16 protein-coding genes, 1 pseudogene and 1 riboswitch are annotated in these 22017 nt (G+C 65.5%); of the genes and pseudogenes, 12 read left to right on the top strand and 5 right to left on the bottom strand.

Features of this window, described 5'->3' with window-relative positions; genetic code table 11:
* Positions 1 to 121 precede the first annotated feature (121 nt).
* On the bottom strand, positions 122 to 1201 hold the full coding sequence (locus tag XH81_RS21370; protein ID WP_028139324.1) for an adenylate/guanylate cyclase domain-containing protein: 1080 nt from the start codon (positions 1199 to 1201) through the stop codon (positions 122 to 124).
* A gap of 101 nt (positions 1202 to 1302) precedes the next feature.
* Here XH81_RS21370 and XH81_RS21365 point away from each other — a divergent pair, with 101 nt between their 5' ends.
* Entirely contained in the window at positions 1303 to 1758 is a 456-nt protein-coding gene (locus XH81_RS21365; protein WP_028139325.1) for an SRPBCC family protein, read from the top strand.
* Positions 1759 to 1866: 108 nt separating this feature from the next.
* Here XH81_RS21365 and XH81_RS21360 read toward each other — a convergent pair whose 3' ends face one another.
* Positions 1867 to 3036, bottom strand: a complete 1170-nt coding sequence (locus XH81_RS21360; RefSeq protein WP_028139326.1) for a DNA topoisomerase IB — start codon at positions 3034 to 3036, stop codon at positions 1867 to 1869.
* 399 nt (positions 3037 to 3435) lie between these two features.
* Between XH81_RS21360 and acs the strand changes: the two genes are divergently transcribed.
* On the top strand, positions 3436 to 5382 hold the full coding sequence (gene acs / locus XH81_RS21355; RefSeq protein ID WP_028139327.1) for an acetate--CoA ligase: 1947 nt from the start codon (positions 3436 to 3438) through the stop codon (positions 5380 to 5382).
* A gap of 434 nt (positions 5383 to 5816) precedes the next feature.
* A complete protein-coding gene (locus tag XH81_RS21350; protein WP_028139328.1) occupies positions 5817 to 6332 on the top strand; it encodes a L,D-transpeptidase in 516 nt (171 codons plus the stop codon).
* 56 nt (positions 6333 to 6388) lie between these two features.
* On the opposite strand, the gene XH81_RS21345 is transcribed toward XH81_RS21350, so the two are convergent.
* Positions 6389 to 6979, bottom strand: a complete 591-nt coding sequence (locus XH81_RS21345) for a thermonuclease family protein (RefSeq protein WP_028139329.1) — start codon at positions 6977 to 6979, stop codon at positions 6389 to 6391.
* A gap of 180 nt (positions 6980 to 7159) precedes the next feature.
* Between XH81_RS21345 and XH81_RS21340 the strand changes: the two genes are divergently transcribed.
* The 4 genes from XH81_RS21340 to cysC all read left to right on the top strand — a co-directional run bounded on the left by XH81_RS21340 (position 7160) and on the right by cysC (position 12914).
* Positions 7160 to 8878: a methyl-accepting chemotaxis protein gene (locus tag XH81_RS21340; RefSeq protein WP_028139330.1), complete on the top strand. Its 1719-nt coding sequence runs from the start codon at positions 7160 to 7162 to the stop codon at positions 8876 to 8878.
* 156 nt (positions 8879 to 9034) lie between these two features.
* On the top strand, positions 9035 to 10054 hold the full coding sequence (locus XH81_RS21335) for a sulfotransferase family protein (protein ID WP_028139331.1): 1020 nt from the start codon (positions 9035 to 9037) through the stop codon (positions 10052 to 10054).
* Positions 10055 to 10059: 5 nt separating this feature from the next.
* The gene (cysD, locus tag XH81_RS21330; protein WP_028139332.1) at positions 10060 to 11019 is read left to right on the top strand and encodes a sulfate adenylyltransferase subunit CysD; all 960 of its coding nucleotides are present in this window, start codon (positions 10060 to 10062) and stop codon (positions 11017 to 11019) included.
* A complete protein-coding gene (cysC, locus tag XH81_RS21325; protein WP_028139333.1) occupies positions 11019 to 12914 on the top strand; it encodes an adenylyl-sulfate kinase in 1896 nt (631 codons plus the stop codon). The genes cysD and cysC overlap by 1 nt, the downstream gene beginning before the upstream one ends.
* Before the next feature lie 36 nt (positions 12915 to 12950).
* Here cysC and XH81_RS21320 read toward each other — a convergent pair whose 3' ends face one another.
* Positions 12951 to 13160: a DUF1674 domain-containing protein gene (locus tag XH81_RS21320; protein ID WP_028139334.1), complete on the bottom strand. Its 210-nt coding sequence runs from the start codon at positions 13158 to 13160 to the stop codon at positions 12951 to 12953.
* 189 nt (positions 13161 to 13349) lie between these two features.
* Between XH81_RS21320 and XH81_RS21315 the strand changes: the two genes are divergently transcribed.
* From XH81_RS21315 to purH, 3 genes are all read left to right on the top strand, one after another.
* The gene (locus XH81_RS21315) at positions 13350 to 14696 is read left to right on the top strand and encodes an RsmB/NOP family class I SAM-dependent RNA methyltransferase (RefSeq protein ID WP_028139335.1); all 1347 of its coding nucleotides are present in this window, start codon (positions 13350 to 13352) and stop codon (positions 14694 to 14696) included.
* Positions 14697 to 14853: 157 nt separating this feature from the next.
* Positions 14854 to 16572 (top strand): heparinase II/III family protein, encoded by a 1719-nt coding sequence (locus XH81_RS21310; protein WP_028139336.1) that lies wholly within the window; start codon positions 14854 to 14856, stop codon positions 16570 to 16572.
* Positions 16573 to 16630: 58 nt separating this feature from the next.
* A riboswitch (ZMP/ZTP riboswitch) is annotated at positions 16631 to 16712 on the top strand.
* A 25-nt stretch (positions 16713 to 16737) separates the two neighbouring features.
* A complete protein-coding gene (gene purH / locus XH81_RS21305; RefSeq protein WP_028139337.1) occupies positions 16738 to 18330 on the top strand; it encodes a bifunctional phosphoribosylaminoimidazolecarboxamide formyltransferase/IMP cyclohydrolase in 1593 nt (530 codons plus the stop codon).
* A gap of 187 nt (positions 18331 to 18517) precedes the next feature.
* Here purH and XH81_RS21300 read toward each other — a convergent pair whose 3' ends face one another.
* Positions 18518 to 19903, bottom strand: coding sequence for an MFS transporter (locus XH81_RS21300; RefSeq protein WP_028139338.1), 1386 nt, complete (start codon positions 19901 to 19903; stop codon positions 18518 to 18520).
* 100 nt (positions 19904 to 20003) lie between these two features.
* Here XH81_RS21300 and ggt point away from each other — a divergent pair, with 100 nt between their 5' ends.
* Both ggt and XH81_RS21290 read left to right on the top strand, forming a co-directional pair.
* Positions 20004 to 21755, top strand: coding sequence for a gamma-glutamyltransferase (gene ggt / locus XH81_RS21295; protein ID WP_028139339.1), 1752 nt, complete (start codon positions 20004 to 20006; stop codon positions 21753 to 21755).
* A pseudogene (locus XH81_RS21290) lies at positions 21755 to 21991 on the top strand (MFS transporter); the annotation flags it as partial. The gene ggt and the pseudogene XH81_RS21290, both read left to right, overlap by 1 nt.
* Between the last annotated feature and the right edge of the window lie 26 nt (positions 21992 to 22017).

Below are 22017 nucleotides of genomic sequence, written 5' to 3'. Positions count from 1 at the left end.
GAGGACTCGGGGTTCCCAGCGCGTGCTACAATATAATTTGGTGGTTATGGGTCCCGGCCTTCGCCGGGACGACACCGAGAGTTTGGCACGGCCATCGCACAACGACCTGCAATACCCGCGCTCACATCTCCGGCAGCGCAAACACCTCGCATGGCGCAGCAATGCCGCGCAGCGAATGCGATCCGAGCGCGATCAGCGGCATGTCCGTCTCGGCGGCGAGCGCGCCCGACACCAGCACGGTCCGCCCCAGCGACTTGCACAATCCCTCGAGCCGGCTGGCGAGATTGACGGCGGGACCGATCGCCGTGAAGTCGAGCCGGTTGGCGGCGCCGATATTGCCCCACAGCATCTCGCCCAGATGAAGTGCGGCACCGAATGCCAGCGGCGACAACCCTTGAGCGCCGCGCTCCTTGTTGAGATAGACCATGCCGGCCTCGGCCGCGCCTGCGGCACGCAGGGCGGCATCGCACGCGCGGCGGGGCGATGCCTCGACCACCGGAAAGATCGCGAGCACGCCGTCGCCGATGAATTTCAGCACCTCGCCGCCAAAGGCGTGGACAGCGCCGGCGATGCGATCGAACCAAGCATCGAGCGCGGCGATGACCTGCGCAGGCGGAGAGGTTTCCGACAACGTCGTGAAGTTGCGGAGGTCGGCATAGAGCAGCGCGGCCTGAATGGTCTCGCCGAGATCGCGGCGCAGAGGTGCCGCCAGCACCCGCTCCGCGCTCCGCTTGCCGAGATAGGCATCTAACGTCGCGCGCAACGTGGCGCGCGCGGCCAGCACGGCGAGGGGCGTCGCGGCAAAACGCGCGGCCTGGCGCAATTGCCCGATGTCGTCCGCGGTGAACGGACGCGGCCCGATCCAGCAAAGCTGCGGCCCATCTGGACGTCCGGCGATGTCTTCGTGGACGTCGCCGCGCGCGATGTCGCGCAGCCAGCGGCGACCGGCATCGTTGGGCGGATCGGGCGCCAATCCGCCCGGCGCGAAGCCGAGTGCTTCGATCACCTGGCCGCTGTCTGCACGCCACAACCAGGTCCGCTTCGCGATCAGCGGATGCGGCACCTCCAGCGTCAGGGCGCCCCCCGCAAGCGGCACGCCGTCGGCGACCAGATGGGCGGCGAGTTCCGCAAGCAGGCGATCAGCTCCGGCACTATCCGAAGCGGCATCGACAAGCCAGGCGAGGGTCGGGGAGAGCTGCATGGCTCGATCATGGCCAAGGCGGGCCGCCCTTGTCACGGGCAATCCTTGACGCGCCGCTTTGGCACCGCCATGTGCCAATGGCAGCGAAGGGATGATCGCCGATGACCGAACCGTTCATAGTGCGACGCGAGACCCAGATCGCGGCACCACGTGCCACCGTTTTCGCCTATCTGACCGACCCCGAGAAAATCCTGAGCTGGATGGGCTCCGATGCCACCACGGAGCCGCATCCCGGCGGGCTTTATCTGCTCAAGGGCATCGGCCCCCGCAGCGGCGTCGCCCGCGGCGCCTTCCGCGAGGTCGTGCCGGTGCATCGTCTGGCCTACACGTTCGGATGGGAAGGCGGCCAGGAGGTACCGCCCGGCTCGAGCCTGATCGAGATCGACCTGATCGAGCGCGACGGCGGCACGCTGCTGCGCATGACCCATAGCGGCCTGCCAAGCGAAGCGCAGGCCGCCGCGCACGCGACGGGGTGGGCGCATTATATGGAACGGCTCACGACCGCAGCCGCAGGCGGCGATCCCGGTCCCGACAACGGCGTCTCGCCCAAGTCGTAGCTCTCGTAGGGTGGGCAAAGGCGCACTTGCGCCGTGCCCACCATCTACCCCAACACCGCAACAGAAATGGTGGGCACGCTTCGCTTTGCCCACCCTACGGCAGTGTCGTTACACCGCGGCTGTCGCCACCACCTGCGCCAGAAGCTGCTCGCGCCTCGCCTGCGAGCGCTGGCCCTTCATGGTCGCGGCGAAGCGCTCGAGGATGCCGTCCTCGAACGCGGTGACGATGGTGTCGTGGACGTAGCTCTTGCGGCAGATCGCCGGCGTGTTGGAGAGCTTGTCGGCTGCGGCGCGGATCGCGTCCAGCACCTGCTTCTTGCGGCCGCGCTGGCTGGTCGCCGGCGTGATTCGCGACAGCGATTCCACGACGACGGCAGACGCCATCAGCGTACGGAAATCCTTCAGCGAAATCTTGATGCCGGCGATCTCGCGCAAGAACGCGTTCACCTGCGTGGTGTTGACCGCGCGCACAATGCCGTAGGCATCGCGATACTGGAACATGCGCTTGCCGGGGACGCCCTGCAAAATGCCGATGGCGCGCACCAGTTTGGCCGCATCGCACTCCTTGCGCACCGCCTTGCCGCCCTTCGCCTTGAAGGTCAGCACGAAGCTGTCGTCCTCAAGCGTGACGTTCGACTTCAGCAGCGTGGTGGCGCCGCGGGTGCCGTTGAGGCGGGCATAGGATTCATTGCCCGGACGGATCGCAGTGCGCGCGATCAGCTCGATCACGGCCGAGAGCGCGAATTCACGCGTCGGCTCGTCGCCCGACAGGAACGCCGAGACCTTGCGCCGGATCTTTGGCAGCGCGCCGACGAGCTTTTCCAGACGATGCGCCTTGCGGTGCTCGCGGACCTTCTCCCAATCGGCGTGATAGCGATATTGCAGCCGGCCTGCGGCATCGCGGCCCACGGCCTGGAGATGCAAGCTCGGATCGGCGGAGTAGCGCACCTCGCGATAGGCCGGCGGCACCGCCATGGCGTGCAGCCGGCGGATGGTGCGGGCGTCGCGGATATGTGCGCCATTGGGACGCACGAAGGAATAGCCCTTGCCGCGCCGGATGCGGCGGATGGTCAGCTCGTTCTGGTCGCCGAGCCGCAGGCCGAGCTCCTTGGCAAGCGCTTCGACCGTCGCCGCGGGCGCCGTGTCGAAGGCCTTCTTCGGGCTAGGACGCCTGAAAGCGGCGGGTTTCGGCCATTGTCCGAGGGCTTTGGCCAGTGCAATGGCCGCAGGATCGGCTGAAGCGGGCCGTATCGTCCCGAGATTCTGCTGATCCATCATAGTCTTATGCCTTAGCCCTGTCTGTTACCGGTCAATGCCGCTGTTCTGATTTTTGTTCCGAAGGGTCTCTTCGGACCCGGGTTGGCCATTTAGGGTGTTCCGAACACTATTGCGAGTCCCGAATCGGCGAGGGTGGTTTCTAAATACCTCCATTAATGCATGGGGCCCCTGCGCCGGCCTGTTCCGCGGAGCTGGGCAAGGCCCCGAAAGCCGCCCGCCGGCTTGTTTCAGATCTGCGACAGTCACAGCAGGTGGCCTTGATCCTCCGCATGGCCGGCCGCCCGCCGAAGGTCCAGCTTGTGCTCCTTGTCGGGCCCGGTTAGCCCGACGCATAATCAGTCAATGATCAAGTCGGCTCGCCGGTCGCTAGCGTTCGGCCTGCCGTATGTGGAGGGAAGCATGTCCGAGAAGATCTACGACGTCCCGGCGGAGTGGGCGAAGCGCGCCTGGGTCGACCAGGCCAAGTACAAGGAGATGTACGCTCGCTCGATCTCGGACCCGAATGGTTTCTGGGCGGAGCAGGCCAAGCGCATCGACTGGATGCACGCGCCGACGAAAATCGAGAACGTCTCGTTCGCGCCCGGCAACATCTCGATCAAATGGTTCGAGGACGGCATCCTCAACGTCGCCTACAACTGCATTGACCGCCATCTCGCCAAGCGCGGCAACCAGACCGCGATCATCTGGGAAGGCGACGATCCCTCGCAGTCCAAGCATATCACCTACCAGGAGCTGCACGACGAGGTCTGCCGGATGGCCAACATCCTGCGCACCCGCAACGTCAAGAAGGGCGACCGCGTCACCATCTACCTGCCGATGATTCCGGAAGCGGCCTATGCGATGCTCGCCTGCGCGCGCATCGGCGCGATCCACTCCGTGGTGTTCGCGGGGTTCTCGCCGGACAGCCTCGCCCAGCGCATCAATGACTGCAAATCCAAGATCATCATCACCGCGGACGAAGGCCTGCGCGGCGGCAAGAAGGTGCCGCTGAAGGCCAACGTCGACGCCGCGCTCGCCAAGGCCGACGACGTCGACTGGGTCGTGGTGGTCAAGCGCACCGGCGGCAAGATCGACATGAACCCGACGCGCGACCTCTGGTATCACGAGGCGGCGGCGATGGTGACGACGGAATGCCCGGTCGAGCACATGCACGCCGAGGACCCGCTGTTCATCCTCTACACCTCAGGCTCGACCGGCCAGCCCAAGGGCGTGCTGCACACCTCCGCCGGCTATCTCGTGTTCGCCTCGATGACGCATCAATACGTCTTCGATTATCACGACGGCGACATCTACTGGTGCACCGCCGACGTCGGCTGGGTCACCGGCCACAGCTACATTCTCTATGGGCCGCTCGCCAATGGCGCGACGACGCTGATGTTCGAAGGCGTGCCGAATTACCCGGATAATTCCAGGTTCTGGAACGTCATCGACAAGCACAAGGTCAACATCTTCTACACCGCACCGACCGCGATCCGCGCGCTGATGCAGTCGGGCGACGAGCCCGTGAAGAAGACATCGCGCGCCTCGCTCCGCCTGCTCGGCTCGGTCGGCGAGCCCATCAATCCGGAAGCGTGGGAGTGGTATCACCGCGTCGTCGGCGACGACCGCTGCCCGATCGTCGACACCTGGTGGCAGACCGAGACCGGCGGCATCCTGATCACGCCGCTGCCGGGCGCGACCAAGCTCAAGCCGGGCTCGGCGACGCAGCCGTTCTTCGGCGTGGTGCCTGAGATCGTCGACGCCGACGGCAAGGTGCTGGACGGCGAGACCTCGGGCAATCTCTGCCTGACGCGGTCCTGGCCCGGCCAGATGCGCACGGTCTACGGCGACCATGCCCGCTTCGAGCAGACCTATTTCTCGACCTATAAGGGCAAGTACTTCACCGGCGACGGCTGCCGCCGCGATGCCGACGGCTATTACTGGATCACCGGCCGCGTCGACGACGTTATCAACGTCTCCGGCCATCGCATGGGCACCGCGGAAGTCGAGAGCGCGCTGGTGGCGCATGAGAAAGTCTCCGAGGCTGCCGTGGTCGGCTTCCCGCACGACATCAAGGGCCAGGGCATCTACGCCTATGTCACCCTGATGGCCGGCATCGAGCCGACCGACGACCTGCGCAAGGAACTCGTCACCTGGGTGCGCAAGGAGATCGGCCCGATCGCATCCCCGGACCAGATCCAGTTTGCGCCGGGCCTGCCCAAGACCCGCTCCGGCAAGATCATGCGCCGCATCCTGCGCAAGATCGCCGAGGATGAGCCGGGCAGCCTGGGCGACACCTCGACGCTGGCCGATCCCGCCGTGGTCGACGATCTCGTCAGGAACCGGCAGAACAAGAAGTCGGCGTAAGCTTGCTCTCCTGCCCCGGACGCAGCGCAGCGCGCACGTCGCGGTGCGCTGCTGAGCCGGGGCCCATCCATCCCAGCGCAAAGAACTGGGTCCCGGCTCTGCGTCGCGGCGCGACGCGCTGCGCCTTGTCCGGGACACGAGACCGCGTTTGTCGTCGACCCTCCGGTAAACAACAGCCGTTCACATCCTCACGCACTCGTCAGCGCGCGTGCCGGTGCGGCTACATCTTTCCCGCCGAGTGTTGTTTTCAGGTCATTTACTTTATTTCGAACATTTCCTTTGTTCCCCCTGCTGGCTGGCCCTTGGCAGCCGTGCTTGGAAACCAACCGGTTAAAGGGCGCGGTTAAGAATGTCCCCTGACAAGGACGTGGCAAGCTGGCAATTGCCGGTTCCGCGTAATTTTGGACGATCCGTTCGGGCTTAGGGGAAAATCGATGTCGATTAGGATTGCGGCGGCGCTGGCCGCCACCATCGGGGCAGGGGTCTTGATGTCGACGGCGGCGCAGGCGCGGCCGGAAATGGTGGGGGCGCATCTGGCCGACTATTCGCCGGGCACCATCGTGGTCAAAACCAGCGAGCGGAGGCTCTATCTCATCCTCGATAACGGCCACGCCGTGCGCTATCCGGTCGGCGTCGGCAAGTCCGGCAAGCAATGGGCCGGCACTACCCGCATTGACGGGAAATATCGCAACCCGGCCTGGGCACCGCCGGCCGAGGTCAAGCGTGACAAGCCGAGCATTCCCGACATGATTCCGGGCGGCTCGCCGCGCAACCCGATGGGCGTTGCGGCGATGACGCTGGCCGGCGGTGAATACGCCATCCACGGCACCAACGTGCCGGGCTCGATCGGCGGCTTCGTCTCCTATGGCTGCATCCGCATGCTCAACGACGACATCACCGATCTCTATGGCCGCGTCTCGGTCGGCACCACGGTGGTCGTGACGCGCTGATCGCCGGGATCAAGGCAAGACAGGAAAAGGCCGCGTCCCCGAACGCGGCTTTTTTGTTACCAGAAGCGCCAGCCGCGCGTGCACCAGCCGTCGCGATGGCCGCCAGTGTAGCTTCGCGCAAAACCGCCGGCGAGCAATGCCGCCGCAACGTTCGCAGTCCGCCGGGTCGCGACGTCGGCGAGAACGCGGCCGTATTTGTCGGGGCCGAGATTGGTGATCGTCACGTCGCCCTGACCGAGCAGATCGCGCAACGCGCGGGCCGCGGCTTCGGCCTTGTCCTGCTCCTCCCGGCAAGACGCTTTCATCTCGGGCGCGTCGATGCCGCGCAACCGAACCCGCACGACGAGATCGCGGCCGCCGCGCTGACGAACACGCGCGAGAAAGGTGTCGCCGTCGATGGTGCGAATGACGTCCACCGGCTCGCGAACATCGGGATGGCCCGCCTGCTCGAGAACGATCTCGGCATTCCGCGTGCGGTCGCCATCGGCATCAGGAACAAGCCAGCCCATTCCATGGCGAAAGGTGAGTACGACGGCCAGCGCGATGCCCACCACGAACATCCACGGCAATAATCCGGAGAAGCGCCGACCGAACGGCGAGCCGCCGAACTGCGGCCGATAGGAATTAGGTCGATCCCGGAAAGGCATCAATCACGCTAGGACAGAGACGGGGGAACTCAAAGCACGAGCGCGCACATAGCGGAACCATGCAGGAAAATTCCATCGTCGAATATGTCGGCCGTAGTTCTACCGGAGATCCGCGAATATTACCCAAATCTCAATCATTGGTTGCGAATACCGGCTATACAGCAACGCGAGGAGAGAGCGGTGGGGTCATTCAGGTTTCGCATTGGAACAAAGCTCGGCATCGTCACCGGCGTGAGCGTTGTGCTGGTCTGCGGCATGCTGACCAACCAGATGCTCGGCAACCGGTCGATTGCCGAATCCAATCGCCTGGTCACGATCAACTACCTCAACAAAGGCAATGCGCAAGCGGCGCAGACGGCGATGGCGCGGGCGCAGCTCGCAGCTCTCGAGATCAGCTCCGCCTCGTCAGCCGGAGAGGTTGACAAGCTCCTCGAGAATCTCCGCGCGCGAGCAGGCGAAGCCGGCGCGGAAATCGATACGGCCACCGACCGGGCGACCCGCAAGGTCACCCAGGACGCCTATCGTGAGACCAAGAAATTCGTCGATGCGTATCTGACCAGCGGCATTGAACTGGCGGGGGCGCAAAAGACCGTCATTGGCGCCCCCTCGGGCGGCGCCAGGACTGCCGCAGAGTCGACGAAGGCCACCATTCTCGCAGAGCGTATGCGTCCGGCAGCCCTGGAAGTCAGCAAACGGATCGACGATCTGGTCGGCGTTGCCAACGAATTCGCCGCGCGCCGCAAGGGCGAGATGCTGGCCGAACTGGACCGCGTCGCCACCTTCGCATTGATCGTCGGCGTCTTCGTCGTTCTGACGTTGATCGGGTCCGCCGTCTTTTCCGTGTCGAACATCGCCCGGCCGATCCGGCGCATCGGCGACGTGCTTCTCCAGCTCGCCGCCGGCAACAAGGCGATCGAGATTCCCTACACGCGCCGCGGCGATGAAGTCGGCGACAACGCTCGCGCGGCTCAGACCTTCAAGGAAAACCTGATCCGTATCGAGCAGATGGAGGTTGAGCAGAAGAATCAGGAAGCCGCTGCGGCCGCTCAGCGCAAGGAAGAGATGACCCAGCTCGCCGGCGTGTTCGAAGCCGCGGTCGGCGGCATCATCGACTCTGTGTCAGCGGCCAGCCAGCAGCTCGAGGCAGCCGCCGGTACGCTGTCGGGAACCGCGGAAGAGACCCAGGAACTCTCCGGAATGGTCGCGGCGGCCTCGGAGGAGGCGTCCACCAATGTCGGAGCGGTCGCGTCCGCCGCCGAGGAAATGAGCACCTCGGTCGTCGAGATCGGACGCCAGGTCCACGATTGCAGCCGCATCGCCAGCGAAGCGGTCAGGCAGGCCGAGCGCACCGATGTCCGGATCAATGAACTGCTCAAGGCGGCGGGCCGAATTGGCGACGTCGTCAAATTGATCACCGCGATTGCCGAACAGACCAACCTCCTGGCGCTGAACGCAACGATCGAGGCGGCGCGCGCCGGCGAATCCGGCCGCGGCTTTGCGGTCGTGGCGAGCGAGGTGAAGGCGCTCGCGGCGCAAACCGCGCGAGCGACCGAGGAAATCAGCGCGCAGATCGCCGGCATGCAATCGGCAACCGAGGACTCCGTCGGAGCGATCAAGGAAATCGGCGCGACCATCGCCCGCATTTCAGACATTTCGTCCACCATTGCAGCGACGATCGAAGAACAGGGTGCAGCGACGGCCGAGATTGCGCGCAACGTCAGCGAAGCCGCCAAGGGAACCGTCGAAGTCGCAGACAAGATCGCCCAGGTCAGTCATGGCGCGAGCGCGACCGGCGCGGCGTCGGGGCAGGTGTTGGCATCGGCGCGCTCGCTGTCGAGTGAAAGCAGCCTCTTGAAGACGGAAGTCGAGAAGTTCCTCAACACCGTGCGCGCGGTATGAAACTGCATAGCGGCGACGAGCACATCTTCAATGCTCGTCGCGTATGGATAGCGCCTCCGGGATTCCCCGGAATTGTCCGGCACCCCTTACAACTGTAGGTTGGAAAAGATCCAACGAGCAATCGCTCGTGGAACTCCCTACAGCGGGTCCTCCGACATGAACATCGACGCAATTTCAGCCGATTCGCTCGAACGAATGGCCGACCTCGTTCGGCAGCAGCACAGTTCCCTCGACACCATGCTGCTGTCCCCAGTGGGCGAATTCCAGAGCAGAGCCGTCACGCTCGCGACGTTGATGCGTGAAGTGACGGACTGCCTCGCCGAGGATTTCCTGCATCGTCCGGCGCAGGACTTTCCGATGCTCTATTTTGCATGCGGCAAGGCCAGAGTCGGCTCGACCGCCCTCAGCAATCTGTTCGGCATGACCGGCATGCCTTCATATTATCAACCGCTGAAGGCGATCCTGCGCGACGCGCTCGTCGGCCGTCCGCTGACGCCCTGGGTCATCCCCTCGGCGAGCGACGAGCCGCACATCTTCAGCAAGGAAACGATCGGGCCCTACGTGCTCGCCGAGAGCTTGTTCAATCCGCTGCAGCTCCTGGTCGAAGCAGGCTATCCGCGGCACCGTCTGCATCTCATCATGCTCGATCGCGAGCCGGCGAGTTCGCTGGCGTCATGGCTCGAGAAGCTGATTTCGCGCGGGCCCGAAGATACATTGCTGCGGCACTATGTCGTCGCCGCACTCAGCGCGGCCCGCGTCGCAGGTTACGCCCAGCAACAAGGCGTTCCCGTCACGCACTACGTCTACGAGGTGAGCAAGGAGGCCCTGTCGTCGGTGCGCGTCTTGTTCGACCGCCTCGGCCTTTCGAGCAGCTTTACCGAGAATGCCGTGACGTCATGGCGGGAACCGGGAAGCGTGCAGGCAAACAACGCGCGCGTCATCTTCCCGAGCGAAGCGACGATCTACAAGGTGCCCAATCTGCACACCTCCGATAGCGCCTATCGCTACCAGCGCCGCGCGACGGGCTCGGTGAGCGAAGCTCAGCTGGAGATCCTGGAGCGCTGCGGGGTCAATGACGCCTATCGAGCTTCGGTCGCGGCGTGCGTCCGCGATCTCGGCCTGAATGCGGCAATTTCGGCGCATCTGTTCGGCGACTGGTTCGCTGAGGCCGCGTGATCCGCATGCTGGACAATCCCACGAGCGCCGAACCCCTCCTTGAAAGAACCGGCGGCGAGCAGCTTCACGCCGCCGGCCATCTTCGGCGCCTGGAGGCGGAAAGCATTCACATCCTGCGGGAGACGGCGGCCGAATTCTGCAGGCCGGTGATGCTGTATTCCATTGGCAAAGACTCCTCGGTGCTGCTGCACCTGGCGATGAAGGCCTTTCATCCCGGCAAGCCGCCATTTCCGCTGCTGCACGTCGACACGACATGGAAGTTCCGCGAGATGATCGCGTTTCGCGACCGTCGCGCGCGCGAACTCGGCATCGACCTGATCGTCCATACCAACAATGACGGCTTGAGCCAGGGCATTGACCCCTTCACCCACGGCTCGGCCCGTTACACCGACGTCATGAAGACCCAGGCGTTGCGGCAGGCGCTGGACCTCCACGGCTTCGACGCCGCGATCGGAGGCGCGCGGCGCGACGAGGAGAAATCGCGCGCCAAGGAGCGCGTGTTCTCGCACCGGAGCGCGGCGCATCGCTGGGATCCGAAGAACCAGCGGCCCGAGCTGTGGAGCCTGTACAACACGATGCTCGCACCCGGCGAGAGCATGCGGGTGTTTCCGCTGTCGAACTGGACCGAGCTCGACGTCTGGGACTACATCCTGCTCGAGGACATCCCGATCGTTCCGCTCTATCTGGCGGCTTCGCGCCCGGTGGTTGAGCGCGACGGCGCGCTGATCATGGTGGACGATGAACGGATGCCGCTGCATGCAGGCGAAGAGCCGCGATGGCGCTCCGTCAGGTTTCGCACCCTGGGCTGCTATCCGCTCAGCGGCGCCACGGTCTCGACCGCGGCAACGCTCCCCGAGATCGTGCGCGAGATGATGGCCTCGCGCACCTCCGAGCGGCAGGGACGCATGATCGACCGGGACAGTCCCGCATCGATGGAGCGCAAGAAAGCGGAAGGCTACTTCTGATGTCCTATCACGAGGCACCCACGATCGCTGCCTCCGATGCGCCGCGGCTCGAACAGGACGATCGTCCGACGCTGCGTTTCGTCACTTGCGGCAGCGTCGACGACGGCAAGAGCACGCTGGTTGGCCGGCTGCTCTACGATTCCAAGACGCTGCTCGACGACCAGCTCGACGCGCTGGCGTCCGAGAGCCGGACGGTCGGCACCACCGGCGGCGATTTCGATTTCGCGCTGCTGGTCGACGGCTTGCAGGCCGAGCGCGAGCAGGGCATCACGATCGACGTCGCCTACCGCTTCTTCGCCACCAAGCTGCGCCGCTTCATCGTCGCCGACACGCCGGGGCACGCGCAGTATACCCGCAACATGGCGACCGGCGCCTCCAACGCCGATCTCGCCGTGGTGCTGGTCGATGCCCGCAAGGGCGTAATCACGCAGACGCGGCGCCACAGCCACATCCTGTCGCTGCTTGGTATCCGTCACGTCGTGCTCGCCGTGAACAAGATGGATCTGATCGGATTCGACGGGGATCGCTTTGCGGCCATCACTGCCGAATATCTGACCATGGCCGGACAGCTCGGAATCTCGCAGGTCCAGTGCATCCCTGTCGTCGCGCCCGACGGCGACAACATCGTCGCCGCCAGCGCGCGGATGCCCTGGTACGCCGGGCCGACCGTCACCGCCTATCTGGAATCGGTCGACGTTTCCGGCGATGTCTCGCAGCGGCCGTTCCGGTTGCCGGTGCAATGGGTCAACCGGCCGCATGCGGAGTTTCGCGGCTTCTGCGGGCGTATCGCCAGCGGAACGGTCGCGATCGGCGAGACCATCGCCGTGCAGCCCTCGGGCCGCCAGACGCGCATCGCGCGCATTCTCATCCCCGGCGGCGAGCGCGACCGCGCTGCGGCGGGCGAATCGGTGACGCTCACGTTGACCGACGAGATCGACGTCAGTCGCGGCGACGTGCTGACGGCGGGGCCCGCGCCACAGGTCTCGGATCAGCTGGCCGCCCATCTCGTCTGGTTCGACGACGAGGCCATGGTCGCGGGCCGTCGCTATTTGCTCAAATGCGGCGCGGCCTCGACCGGCGCGGTGATCACGACGCTCAAGCACCGCATCGCCATCGACACCATGGCGCATGAAAGCGCTGCCACACTCGACGCCAACCAGATCGGCTACGCCCATCTCAGCCTCGACCGTCCATTGGTGTTCGAGGCCTATCGCGACGACCGCGACATGGGCAGCTTCATTCTCGTCGATCCCATCAGCCATCGCACCGCCGCCGCGGGAATGATCGATCTCTCGCTCCGCCGCGCCACCAACATTCATTGGCAGCGGCTTGCCGTCGACAAACCCGTGCGGGCGCAGCTGAAGCAGCAGCGGCCCTGCGTGCTCTGGTTCACGGGGCTGAGCGGTGCCGGCAAATCGACCATCGCCGATCTCGTCGATCGCAGGCTTGCCGAACTCGGGCGCCACGCCGCGCTGCTCGACGGCGACAATCTCCGCCACGGCATCAACCGCGACCTCGGCTTCTCCAACGCGGACAGGGCGGAGAACGTCCGGCGCACTGCCGAGATCGCGGCGCTGTTCGTCGATGCCGGCATGATCGCGCTGGTCGCGCTGATCTCACCGTTCCGCAACGAGCGCGAGCTGGCGCGCCAGCGGGTCGAGGCAGGCGAGTTCATCGAGATCCATGTCGCGACCCCGCTGGCCGAATGCGAGCATCGCGATCCCAAGGGGCTCTATCGCAAAGCACGGGCGGGAGAGCTGCCATCGTTCACCGGCATCGATCAGCCCTACGAGATGCCGCGGGCGCCGGAGATCACCATCGACACGTCAGAAATGTCGACCGACGCGGCCTGCGAGCGCATCATCGGTTATCTCAGGGACAATCACTATCTGTAGTGGCGGGAGTGGACGCCTTCCAGGACCGGCGATCGCTCAGAAGTCGGAGGCGATGCCCTTACGCTCCCAGTCGCCGTAGCGGGTCGGCTCGGGTCCCTTCGGCCCCTGCAACTCCTTCGGCGCCGCCTTGCCGGCCTCCTGGGCCTGCGCGGCTGCGGACTGTCGGCGCGCCTCGGCTTCGGCCAGCGCGCGCTGGGCTGCCGGCGTAAGCTGCTTGCGGGCGGGAACGGGAGGCTGATCACTCATCGCCAGGCTTTCTAGCGCAGGACGAGCCGCAACGCGATGTCCAATAACGCATTCCTGAAATCGGCCCGGAAGGGCTGAAAAAGCCCGAAGCGATTCTTACATTTGGCATATTCGCGTGCCAGAGATTGGGTTCTCAAGGCATGCGCCCATTGCGGCGGAACTGCCGCTTGCTCAGAACCTTGCTTCCGCATGCCATCTCAACGTTTCGCCCCTCCGTCCGAAGTGCCCGGTCTCGCGGCGCGACGGATTGCCGCCGACATCGTCGACGGCGTGCTGCACAAGCACCGTACGCTCGATGACCAACTCGACGGCAGCGGCGCCCATCCCGGACTGAAGACGCTTGCCGACCGCGACCGCGCGCTGATGCGGCGACTGGTCGCCACGGTGCTGCGCCGGCTCGGCACGCTCGGCCATGTGCTGTCCCGCCTGCTCGACAAGGGCATCCCCTCCGATGCGCCGCGCGCGCAGAGCGCACTCCTGATCGGCGCGGCGCAGATCCTCTGGATGGACGTGCCGGATCACGCGGCCGTCGACCTCTCCGTTCGCCTGGTGCAATCCGACCGGCGCGCCGCGCGCTATGCCGGCCTCGTCAATGCCGTGCTGCGCCGCTGCGCGCGCGAGGGCGCGGCGCTGGTCGAGGAGGTCGCCGCGCAATCGCTGGATCTGCCCCCATGGCTGCTCGCGCGCTGGAGCGCGCATTATGGCGAAGCAACCGCAAGGGAGATGGCACTGGCACTCGGCCACGAGCCTTCGCTCGATCTCACGGTGAAGTCCGATGCCGCGCAATGGGCGAACCGCCTGCACGGCGAGACGCTTCCGACCGGAACGGTGCGGATGCTGCTGCACGGCTCGGTGACCATGCTGCCCGGCTTCGCCGAGGGACAATGGTGGGTGCAGGACGCCGCAGCCGCGCTGCCGGCCCGGCTGTTCGGCGACGTCAAGGGCAAGTCCATTGCCGATCTCTGCGCCGCCCCCGGCGGCAAGACCGCACAACTGGCGCATGCCGGCGCGCAGGTCACGGCGATCGACCGCTCGCCGGCCCGGGTGATGCGGCTGCGTGAAAACCTGGCGCGGCTGTCGCTCCAGGCCGAGACCGTCGTCGCTGACGCCGTGGAATGGGCCGGCCCAGCCGAAGGCTTCGACGGTATTTTGATCGATGCGCCCTGCACCTCGACCGGCACGATCCGCCGTCATCCCGATGTGGCGTGGCTGCGGCAGGAAGCCGACGTCACCGCCATGACTGTGCTCCAGCAGCGGCTGCTGCGAAAATCGGTATCGTTGCTCAAGCCGGGCGGCACGCTGGTCTACTGTACCTGCTCGCTGGAACCCGAAGAGGGTGAGCAGGCCGTGGCAACGCTGCTGGCGAGCGAGCCTGCGCTTCGCCGCGTCCCGATCGAGGCCGCGGAGGTCGCGGGCCTCGACGAAATCATCACAGGGGACGGCGATCTGCGCACCCTGCCCAGCCATCTGCCGAACGCCGATCCCAAGCTCGGCGGTCTCGATGGGTTTTTCGCGACCCGGCTCGTTAAATCCTGATTTTGCACCGGATTTTGCGACCGCGACGCTGATTCGCACACGTTCAAGGTGGTGTCAGACGTCCGATTTTGGGATTAATAGGGATTCGTCGGAATCCTCTCCCCCTTCAAGGCAAAGCGTGTCGGTCGCTCAACGCAGACGTATCTCGACGCTGGTCATGAACCGCTTCGCGCGGAACATGCTCGCGCGCGCGAGCGGCGGTTCCGTTGCGCTGTCGCGGGTCTGGCCCGGCCGCACCGATCGGCTGATCATCGCGCCGCACGATCTGCGCACCGCGGATGCGACTCGCGCCGCCGAAATCTATGCCGGCCGCTTCGTCTTCGCCGGCAAGATCGTCAATTGCCACGGCCGTTCGATCTTCGATCTCGAGCCGCCGTCGGAGGATTGGGAAGTCGCGCTGCTCGGCTTCGGCTGGCTGCGCCATTTGCGCGCCGCCGACACCGCGCTGACACGGGCGAATGCGCGCGCGCTGATCGAGGACTGGATCGCCAACCCCGCCAACAAGCGCCGCCCGGTCGCGCGCCGCGCCGACGTGCTGGCCCGGCGCGTGATCTCGCTGCTGTCGCAGGCGCCGCTGGTGCTGGGCGAGACCGACAACAAGTTCTACCGCCGTTACCTGCGCGCCCTCGCGCGCGAGATCCGCTTCCTGCGCTACACCATGGTCAACATTCCCGACGGGGTGCCGAAGCTCCAGGTGCTGATCGCGCTGTGCTATGCGGCCTTGTGCCTCGCCAACCAGGCGGGCCAAATCCGCAGCGCATCGAAGAAGCTGTCGGACGAATTGCAGCGGCAGATCCTGCCCGACGGCGGACACATCTCGCGCAATCCGGGCGCGCTGATCGAACTCCTGATCGACCTGCTGCCGCTGCGGCAGACGTTTGCTGCGCGCAACATCGCGCCACCGCCGGCGCTGCTCAACGCGATCGACCGCATGATGCCGATGCTGCGCTTCTTCCGCCACGGCGACGGTAACTTCGCGCTGTTCAACGGCATGAGCGCGACATCGTCCGACCTGCTCGCCACGCTGCTCGCTTATGACGACACCCACGGCGCGCCGATGGCGAACATGCCGCATACCGGCTTTCAGCGCCTCGATGCCGGCCAGACCACTGTGATCATCGACACCGGCCCGCCGCCGCCAGCCGGCGTCAGCCACGATGCCCATGCCGGCTGCCTGTCGTTCGAACTGTCTTCCGGCATCAGCCGCATCGTCACCAATTGCGGCATGCCGACCACGGGCCGCGACAATTGGCGGCCATTCGCCCGCGGCACCGCGGCGCATTCGACGCTGACCTATCACGATACTTCGTCGTGCCAGTTCGTCGAGATGTCGGCGATGAAGCGGCTCTTGCACGGCTCGCCGGTTACCAGCGGCCCCGTCGAGGTCGAGAGCTATCGCGAGATCGTGCAGAACGGCACGCTGCTCACGACCTCGCATGACGGCTATCTTTCTAAATTCGGCGCGATCCACCGCCGCGTGCTGATGATCGCCAATGACGGCGCGCGCATCGACGGCGAGGACACGCTGTCGCCGCCGCAGGGCGGACGCTTCAAGGGTGCCGACGCTGACTTTGCGCTGCGCTTCCATCTGCATCCGGCAGTGAAGGCGAGCCGGCTGTCTGATGCGCGCGGCGTCATGCTGGTGCTGCCGAACCGCGACGTCTGGACCTTCGAGGCGCTCGACGACAAGGTCGACCTCGAGGACAGCGTGTTCCTGGCCGGCAATGACGGGCCGCGCCGCACCGCCCAGATCGTGATCCGGCAGGACGCGCGGCAGGCGCCCTCGATCCGCTGGAGCTTTGTCCGCTCGACGGCATCGCCGACCGTCACCAATGCCCGCCGCAACGCTCGGCGCGAACCGGAACTTCCGCTGTAAACGCGCGGATTCAGCCCTATCTGATCGTTGTGAAGCACGCCGAAAACTGCTATCGAGCCCTCGCTCGCGCGACTGGCGACCTTGGATGGAGCACCATCGGGAAGCGCGACACATATCTGCCGCGCGCCTGGGCATAGACACTCCTTAAGACAGAGGATCTTGCTCATGACTGACCATCCCCGCCGCGTCACCCGCGCCCTGCTTTCCGTTTCCGACAAAACCGGCCTGATCGAATTCGCAAAGGCGCTCGCCGCGCATGATGTCGAGCTGGTCTCGACCGGCGGCACTGCGAAAGCAATCGCCGCGGCCGGCCTCAAGGTGAAGGATGTTTCCGACCTCACCGGCTTCCCCGAGATGATGGACGGCCGCGTCAAGACGCTGCATCCGAAGGTACATGGCGGCCTGCTCGCGATCCGCGACAACAAGGAACATGTGGACGCGATGAAGGCGCACGGCATCGCACCGATCGATCTTTTGGTCGTCAATCTCTATCCGTTCGAGGCGACCGTCGACAAAGGCGCCGGCTTCGAGGATTGCATCGAGAACATCGACATCGGCGGCCCCGCGATGATCCGCGCCGCCGCGAAGAACCATGACGACGTCGCCGTTGTCGTCGAGGCAGATGACTACAAGGCCGTGCTCGACGAGCTCGCCGCCAACAAGGGCGCGACCACGCTGAAACTGCGCCGGCGGCTTGCCGCGAAGGCCTATGCGCGCACCGGCGCTTACGATGCCGCGATCTCGAACTGGTTCAATCGCCAGCTCGAGATCGACGCGCCCGACTTCCGCGCCTTCGGCGGCAAGTTGATCCAGTCGCTGCGCTACGGCGAGAACCCGCACCAGACCGCGGCGTTCTACGTGACGCCCGACAAGCGCCCGGGCGTCTCCACGGCCCGGCAGCTCCAGGGCAAGGAGCTCTCCTACAACAACATCAACGACACTGATGCGGCCTATGAATGCATCGGCGAGTTTGACGCCAAGCGCACCGCGGCTTGCGTCATCGTCAAGCACGCCAACCCCTGCGGCGTCGCGGAGGGATCAAACCTCGTCGACGCCTATCGCAAGGCGCTGGCCTGCGATTCCACCTCGGCCTTCGGCGGCATCATCGCGATGAATCGTCCGCTGGACGCGGATACGGCCCGCGAGATCACAAAAATCTTCACCGAGGTGATCATCGCGCCCGACGCCACCGAGGAAGCGATCGCCATCATCGGCGGCAAGAAGAACCTGCGGCTGCTGCTCGCCGGCAGCCTGCCCGATCCGCGCGCGCCTGGCCTCACCGCCAAGACGGTCGCCGGCGGCCTGCTGGTGCAGAGCCGCGACAACGCCGTGGTCGACGACATGACCTTCAAGATCGTGACCAAGCGCGCGCCGACCGACGCTGAAATGCGCGACCTCAAGTTTGCGTTCCGGGTCGCAAAACACGTCAAGTCGAACACGATCATCTACGCCAAGGATCTCGCCACCGTCGGCATCGGCGCGGGTCAGATGAGCCGGGTCGATTCGGCCCGCATCGCCGCGCGCAAGGCCCAGGATGCGGCGAACGAGCTGAAGCTCGCCGAGCCGCTCACCAAGGGCTCGGTGGTGGCGTCGGATGCGTTCTTCCCCTTCGCCGACGGCATGCTCGCCTGCATCGAGGCCGGCGCCACCGCGGTGGTGCAGCCCGGCGGCTCGATGCGCGACGACGAGGTGATCAAGGCCGCCGACGAGCACGGCATCGCCATGGTGTTCACGGGCACGCGGCATTTCCGGCACTGAGTCGATCGGCAAGGCGAGCTGCAAGAGCGAACGACGAACCCACCGACTTCGTCATTGCGAGCGCAGCGACTTGTCCGCCGAAGCCTTGGCGAAGGCGGAAGCAATCCAGTCTGTTTCCGCGGAGATAGTCTGGATTGCCTCGTCGCTTCGCTCCTCGCAATGACGAAGGATGAATCGCGTGATGCGACTAATCCCGCACCCGCATCAACAGCCCCAGCCCCGCGACGAAGAACACCACCAGCACCGCCATGCCGGCCTTCTGGCTTGCGGTCACCGCGGTGATCGTGCCGATCAGCAGCGGTCCGATGAAGGACGTCACCTTCCCGGTCAGCGCGAACAGGCCGAAATACTGCGCGATGCGGTCCTTCGGTGCGAGGTGGATCAGCAGCGTGCGTGAGGCCGCCTGGAGTGGACCGCCGGCCGCGCCAATGAGGCAGCCCAGCACGAGATAGGCGCGCTCGGCCGCGCTCGAGAACAAGGGAGCGTCTGCTTGCGGGGGCGCGACCTTGATGAACAACACGCTGTCCTTGTCGACCAGGAGAATTGCCGCCACGGACAACAGCAGCACGAGCAAGCTGCCGGCGATGACGCGCTTCGGCCCGAGACGATCATCCAGCTTGCCGCCGAACCATGCGCCAAATGCGCCGGCAATCGCGAGCATGATGCCGAAGGTGCCGATCTGGATGGTGTGCCAGCCGAAGGTGCCCGCGGCATAGATGCCGCCAAAGGCGAACAGCGACACCAGACCATCCGTATAGATCATATTGGCGAGCAGAAATGCCGCCAGCGATCTCTGCTGCGGCAGGCTTCTGATCGATTGCCTCAGCTCCAACAGCCCCTCACGCAAAGCCTCGCGCACCGGGCGCTTCGCCGGATAATCCGGCGTGAACAGGAACAGCGGTGTCACGAAGACGATGAACCACAGCCCGGTCAGCGGCCCCACGATGCGATCGCCCTGATGGCTGACCGGATCGAGCCCGAACAGCGGCGTGAAGCCGAGTAATGTGCGGCCGGTCTGCGGGTTGGCCGCGAGGAAACCGAGCACGATGATCAGGCTGACGATTCCACCGACATAGCCGGTGGCCCAGCCGGTGCCGGAGAGCCGTCCGATGCGCTCCGGCGGCACCAGCGTCGGCATCATCGCATTGTTGAAGAGGGTAGCGAATTCCGCGCCGACGCTGGCGAGCGCGACTGCGATGAGCAGTGGCGGAATGATGGAGGGATCGCCGGGCTTGCCGATCCATAGCGTGCAGGATGCAACCACCAGCAGCGCACCGAACCCGGCGATCCACGGCTTACGGCGGCCCGAGGCGTCCGCGATGGCGCCCAGCACCGGCGACATCAACGCGATCGCAAGGCCCGCGGCCGCCATCGCAAATCCCCACATCGATTGGCCGGTGGCAGGGTTCGGCGCAATGCTGGTGGCGAAATAGGGCGCGAACACGAAGGTCGTGATCAGCGTGAAATAAGGCTGCGCGGCCCAGTCGAAGAAAATCCAGCTGACGACGGCGGCGCGCGGCGGATAGGTCCGCGCCACGCCGGCCATGCGCACATCCGGGGCGATCGTCGTCATCACGCAGTCCTCATCACGAACAGTTTTGCCTCCCTTGGGGCAAACCGTATAGCATTGCAGCGAGGCATGTGAACTGGTTCGAAGCCACGGCGGAAGCTTGATGATGTCGTCAAATTCGACAAGGCGGACATTTTTCGCCTTCATAGCCGCCCTGGCGTTTGGACTGTCACCGGCAGCCGCCCAGGATGCGCGACGGGCCTATGTCCCAGCCGCGCCTGACACGGTGCGCGCCGTCGCCGCCGAGCACGGCATGGTCGTCGCGCAGGAGAGGATATCTGCGCAGATCGGTGCCGATATCCTGCGGAGCGGCGGCAATGCGGTCGATGCTGCGGTCGCGACCGGCTTTGCGATGGCCGTGACCTATCCGCGTGCCGGCAATATCGGCGGCGGCGGCTTCATGGTGATCCATTCCGCGGACCGCAACGAAGACATCACGATCGATTACCGCGAGACGGCGCCGGCGGCCACCACGCCGCAAATCTTCCTCGGCGCCGACGGCAAGCCCGATACGGCGAAGTCACGGGATTCCGCGCTCGGTGTCGGCGTGCCCGGCACGGTCGCGGGCCTCGCTTTGGCATTGCAGAAATACGGCTCGGGGCAATTCACCCTGGCGCAATTGCTTGCGCCCGCGATCGCGCTGGCCCGCGACGGCTTCGCCGTCGGCGACGATATGGCCGACACGCTGCCTAACTGGCACCGGCGGCTGGCACGCTGGCCCTCCTCGGCGAAAATCTTCTCGCGGCCCGATGGCACGCCGCTGGGCGAAGGCGACAGGTTGGTGCAGGGCGATCTCGCTGAAACGCTCTCGGCCGTCGCCGCACAGGGGCCACGCGGCTTCTATGAAGGACCGGTCGCGGAAAAGCTCGCCAAAGCCGTGACGGACGCCGGCGGCATCATGACGCCCGCCGATTTGAAGGCCTATCAGGCCGTGATCCGCGCGCCGGTGCGCGGCACCTATCGCGGCTATGACATCGTGTCGATGCCGCTGCCTTCGTCGGGCGGTGTCGTGCTGGTGGAGACGCTCAACATCCTCGAGGGCTTTCAGCTCGCCGATCTGAAGCAGGGATCGCCGGCATCGCTGCATCTTCTGATCGAGGCGATGAAGCGCGCCTACGCAGATCGCGCGCGCTATCTCGGCGATCCCGCCTTCGTCAACGCGCCGATCGAGACGCTCGTCGCGAAGGACTACGCCGCCAAGCTGCGCGCCGGCATCTCCGCCGAACGCGCCACGCCGTCGAAGGAGCTCGTTTCCGCGGCTCCCTCGCCGCGCGAGGGCAGCAACACCACGCATTTTTCCGTCGTCGATTCCAGCGGCAACGCCGTCAGCAACACCTATACACTGAACTTCAGCTACGGCGTCGGCCTCGTTGCCGACGGCACCGGCGTGCTGCTCAACAACGAGCTCGACGATTTCACCGCCGCAATCGGCGCCTCCAATGCCTACGGTCTCGTCGGCTTCGAGGCCAATCTGCCGGGCCCCGGCAAGCGGCCGCTGTCCTCGATGTCGCCGACCATCGTGCTGAAGGACAGCAAGCCGGTGCTGGTAACGGGCTCGCCCGGCGGCAGCCGCATCATTTCGAGCGTGCTGCAGGTCATCGTCAACGTCCTCGATTACAGGATGGATGTTGCGGCCGCCGTCGCAGCGCCACGGCTGCATCACCAATGGTTGCCGGACGAAGTCCGTGTCGAGGGCGGCTTTCCGAGCGATGTTCTGGGTAAGCTGAAGGCGATGGGCCATGTCATCGTCGAGCCGATGGGGCAGACGTCGGCCAATTCGATTGTCGTGACACCCAACGGGCCGCTCGGCGCACCCGATCCGCGCACGCGCGGCGCAGAAGCTGCGGGGCAGTAATCGGCGCGTTCCTGACCGAGCTCTATCCAACGCGGCTGCGCGGCTCCGGCCAAGGCTTTTGCTACAATTTCGGCCGCGGGATCGGCGCGCTGTTTCCGTTCCTCGTCGGCGCGCTGTCGGCGTCGACCTCGCTTGCGAATGCGACCGCGATCTTCGCGGTGGTCGCTTACGCGCTGTTCTTCATCGCCGCCTTCGCGCTGCCGGAGACGCGCGGACGCGTGTTGCACGCGCACTAGCAGTCACTGTCATCCCGGGGCGGCTC

Origin of the sequence: Bradyrhizobium sp. CCBAU 25360, assembly GCF_028128695.1 — a bacterium.
GTDB lineage: Bacteria > Pseudomonadota > Alphaproteobacteria > Rhizobiales > Xanthobacteraceae > Bradyrhizobium > Bradyrhizobium ottawaense.
Note: the sequence above shows the minus strand (reverse complement) of the source record. Positions and strands in the feature narration are given on the sequence as shown.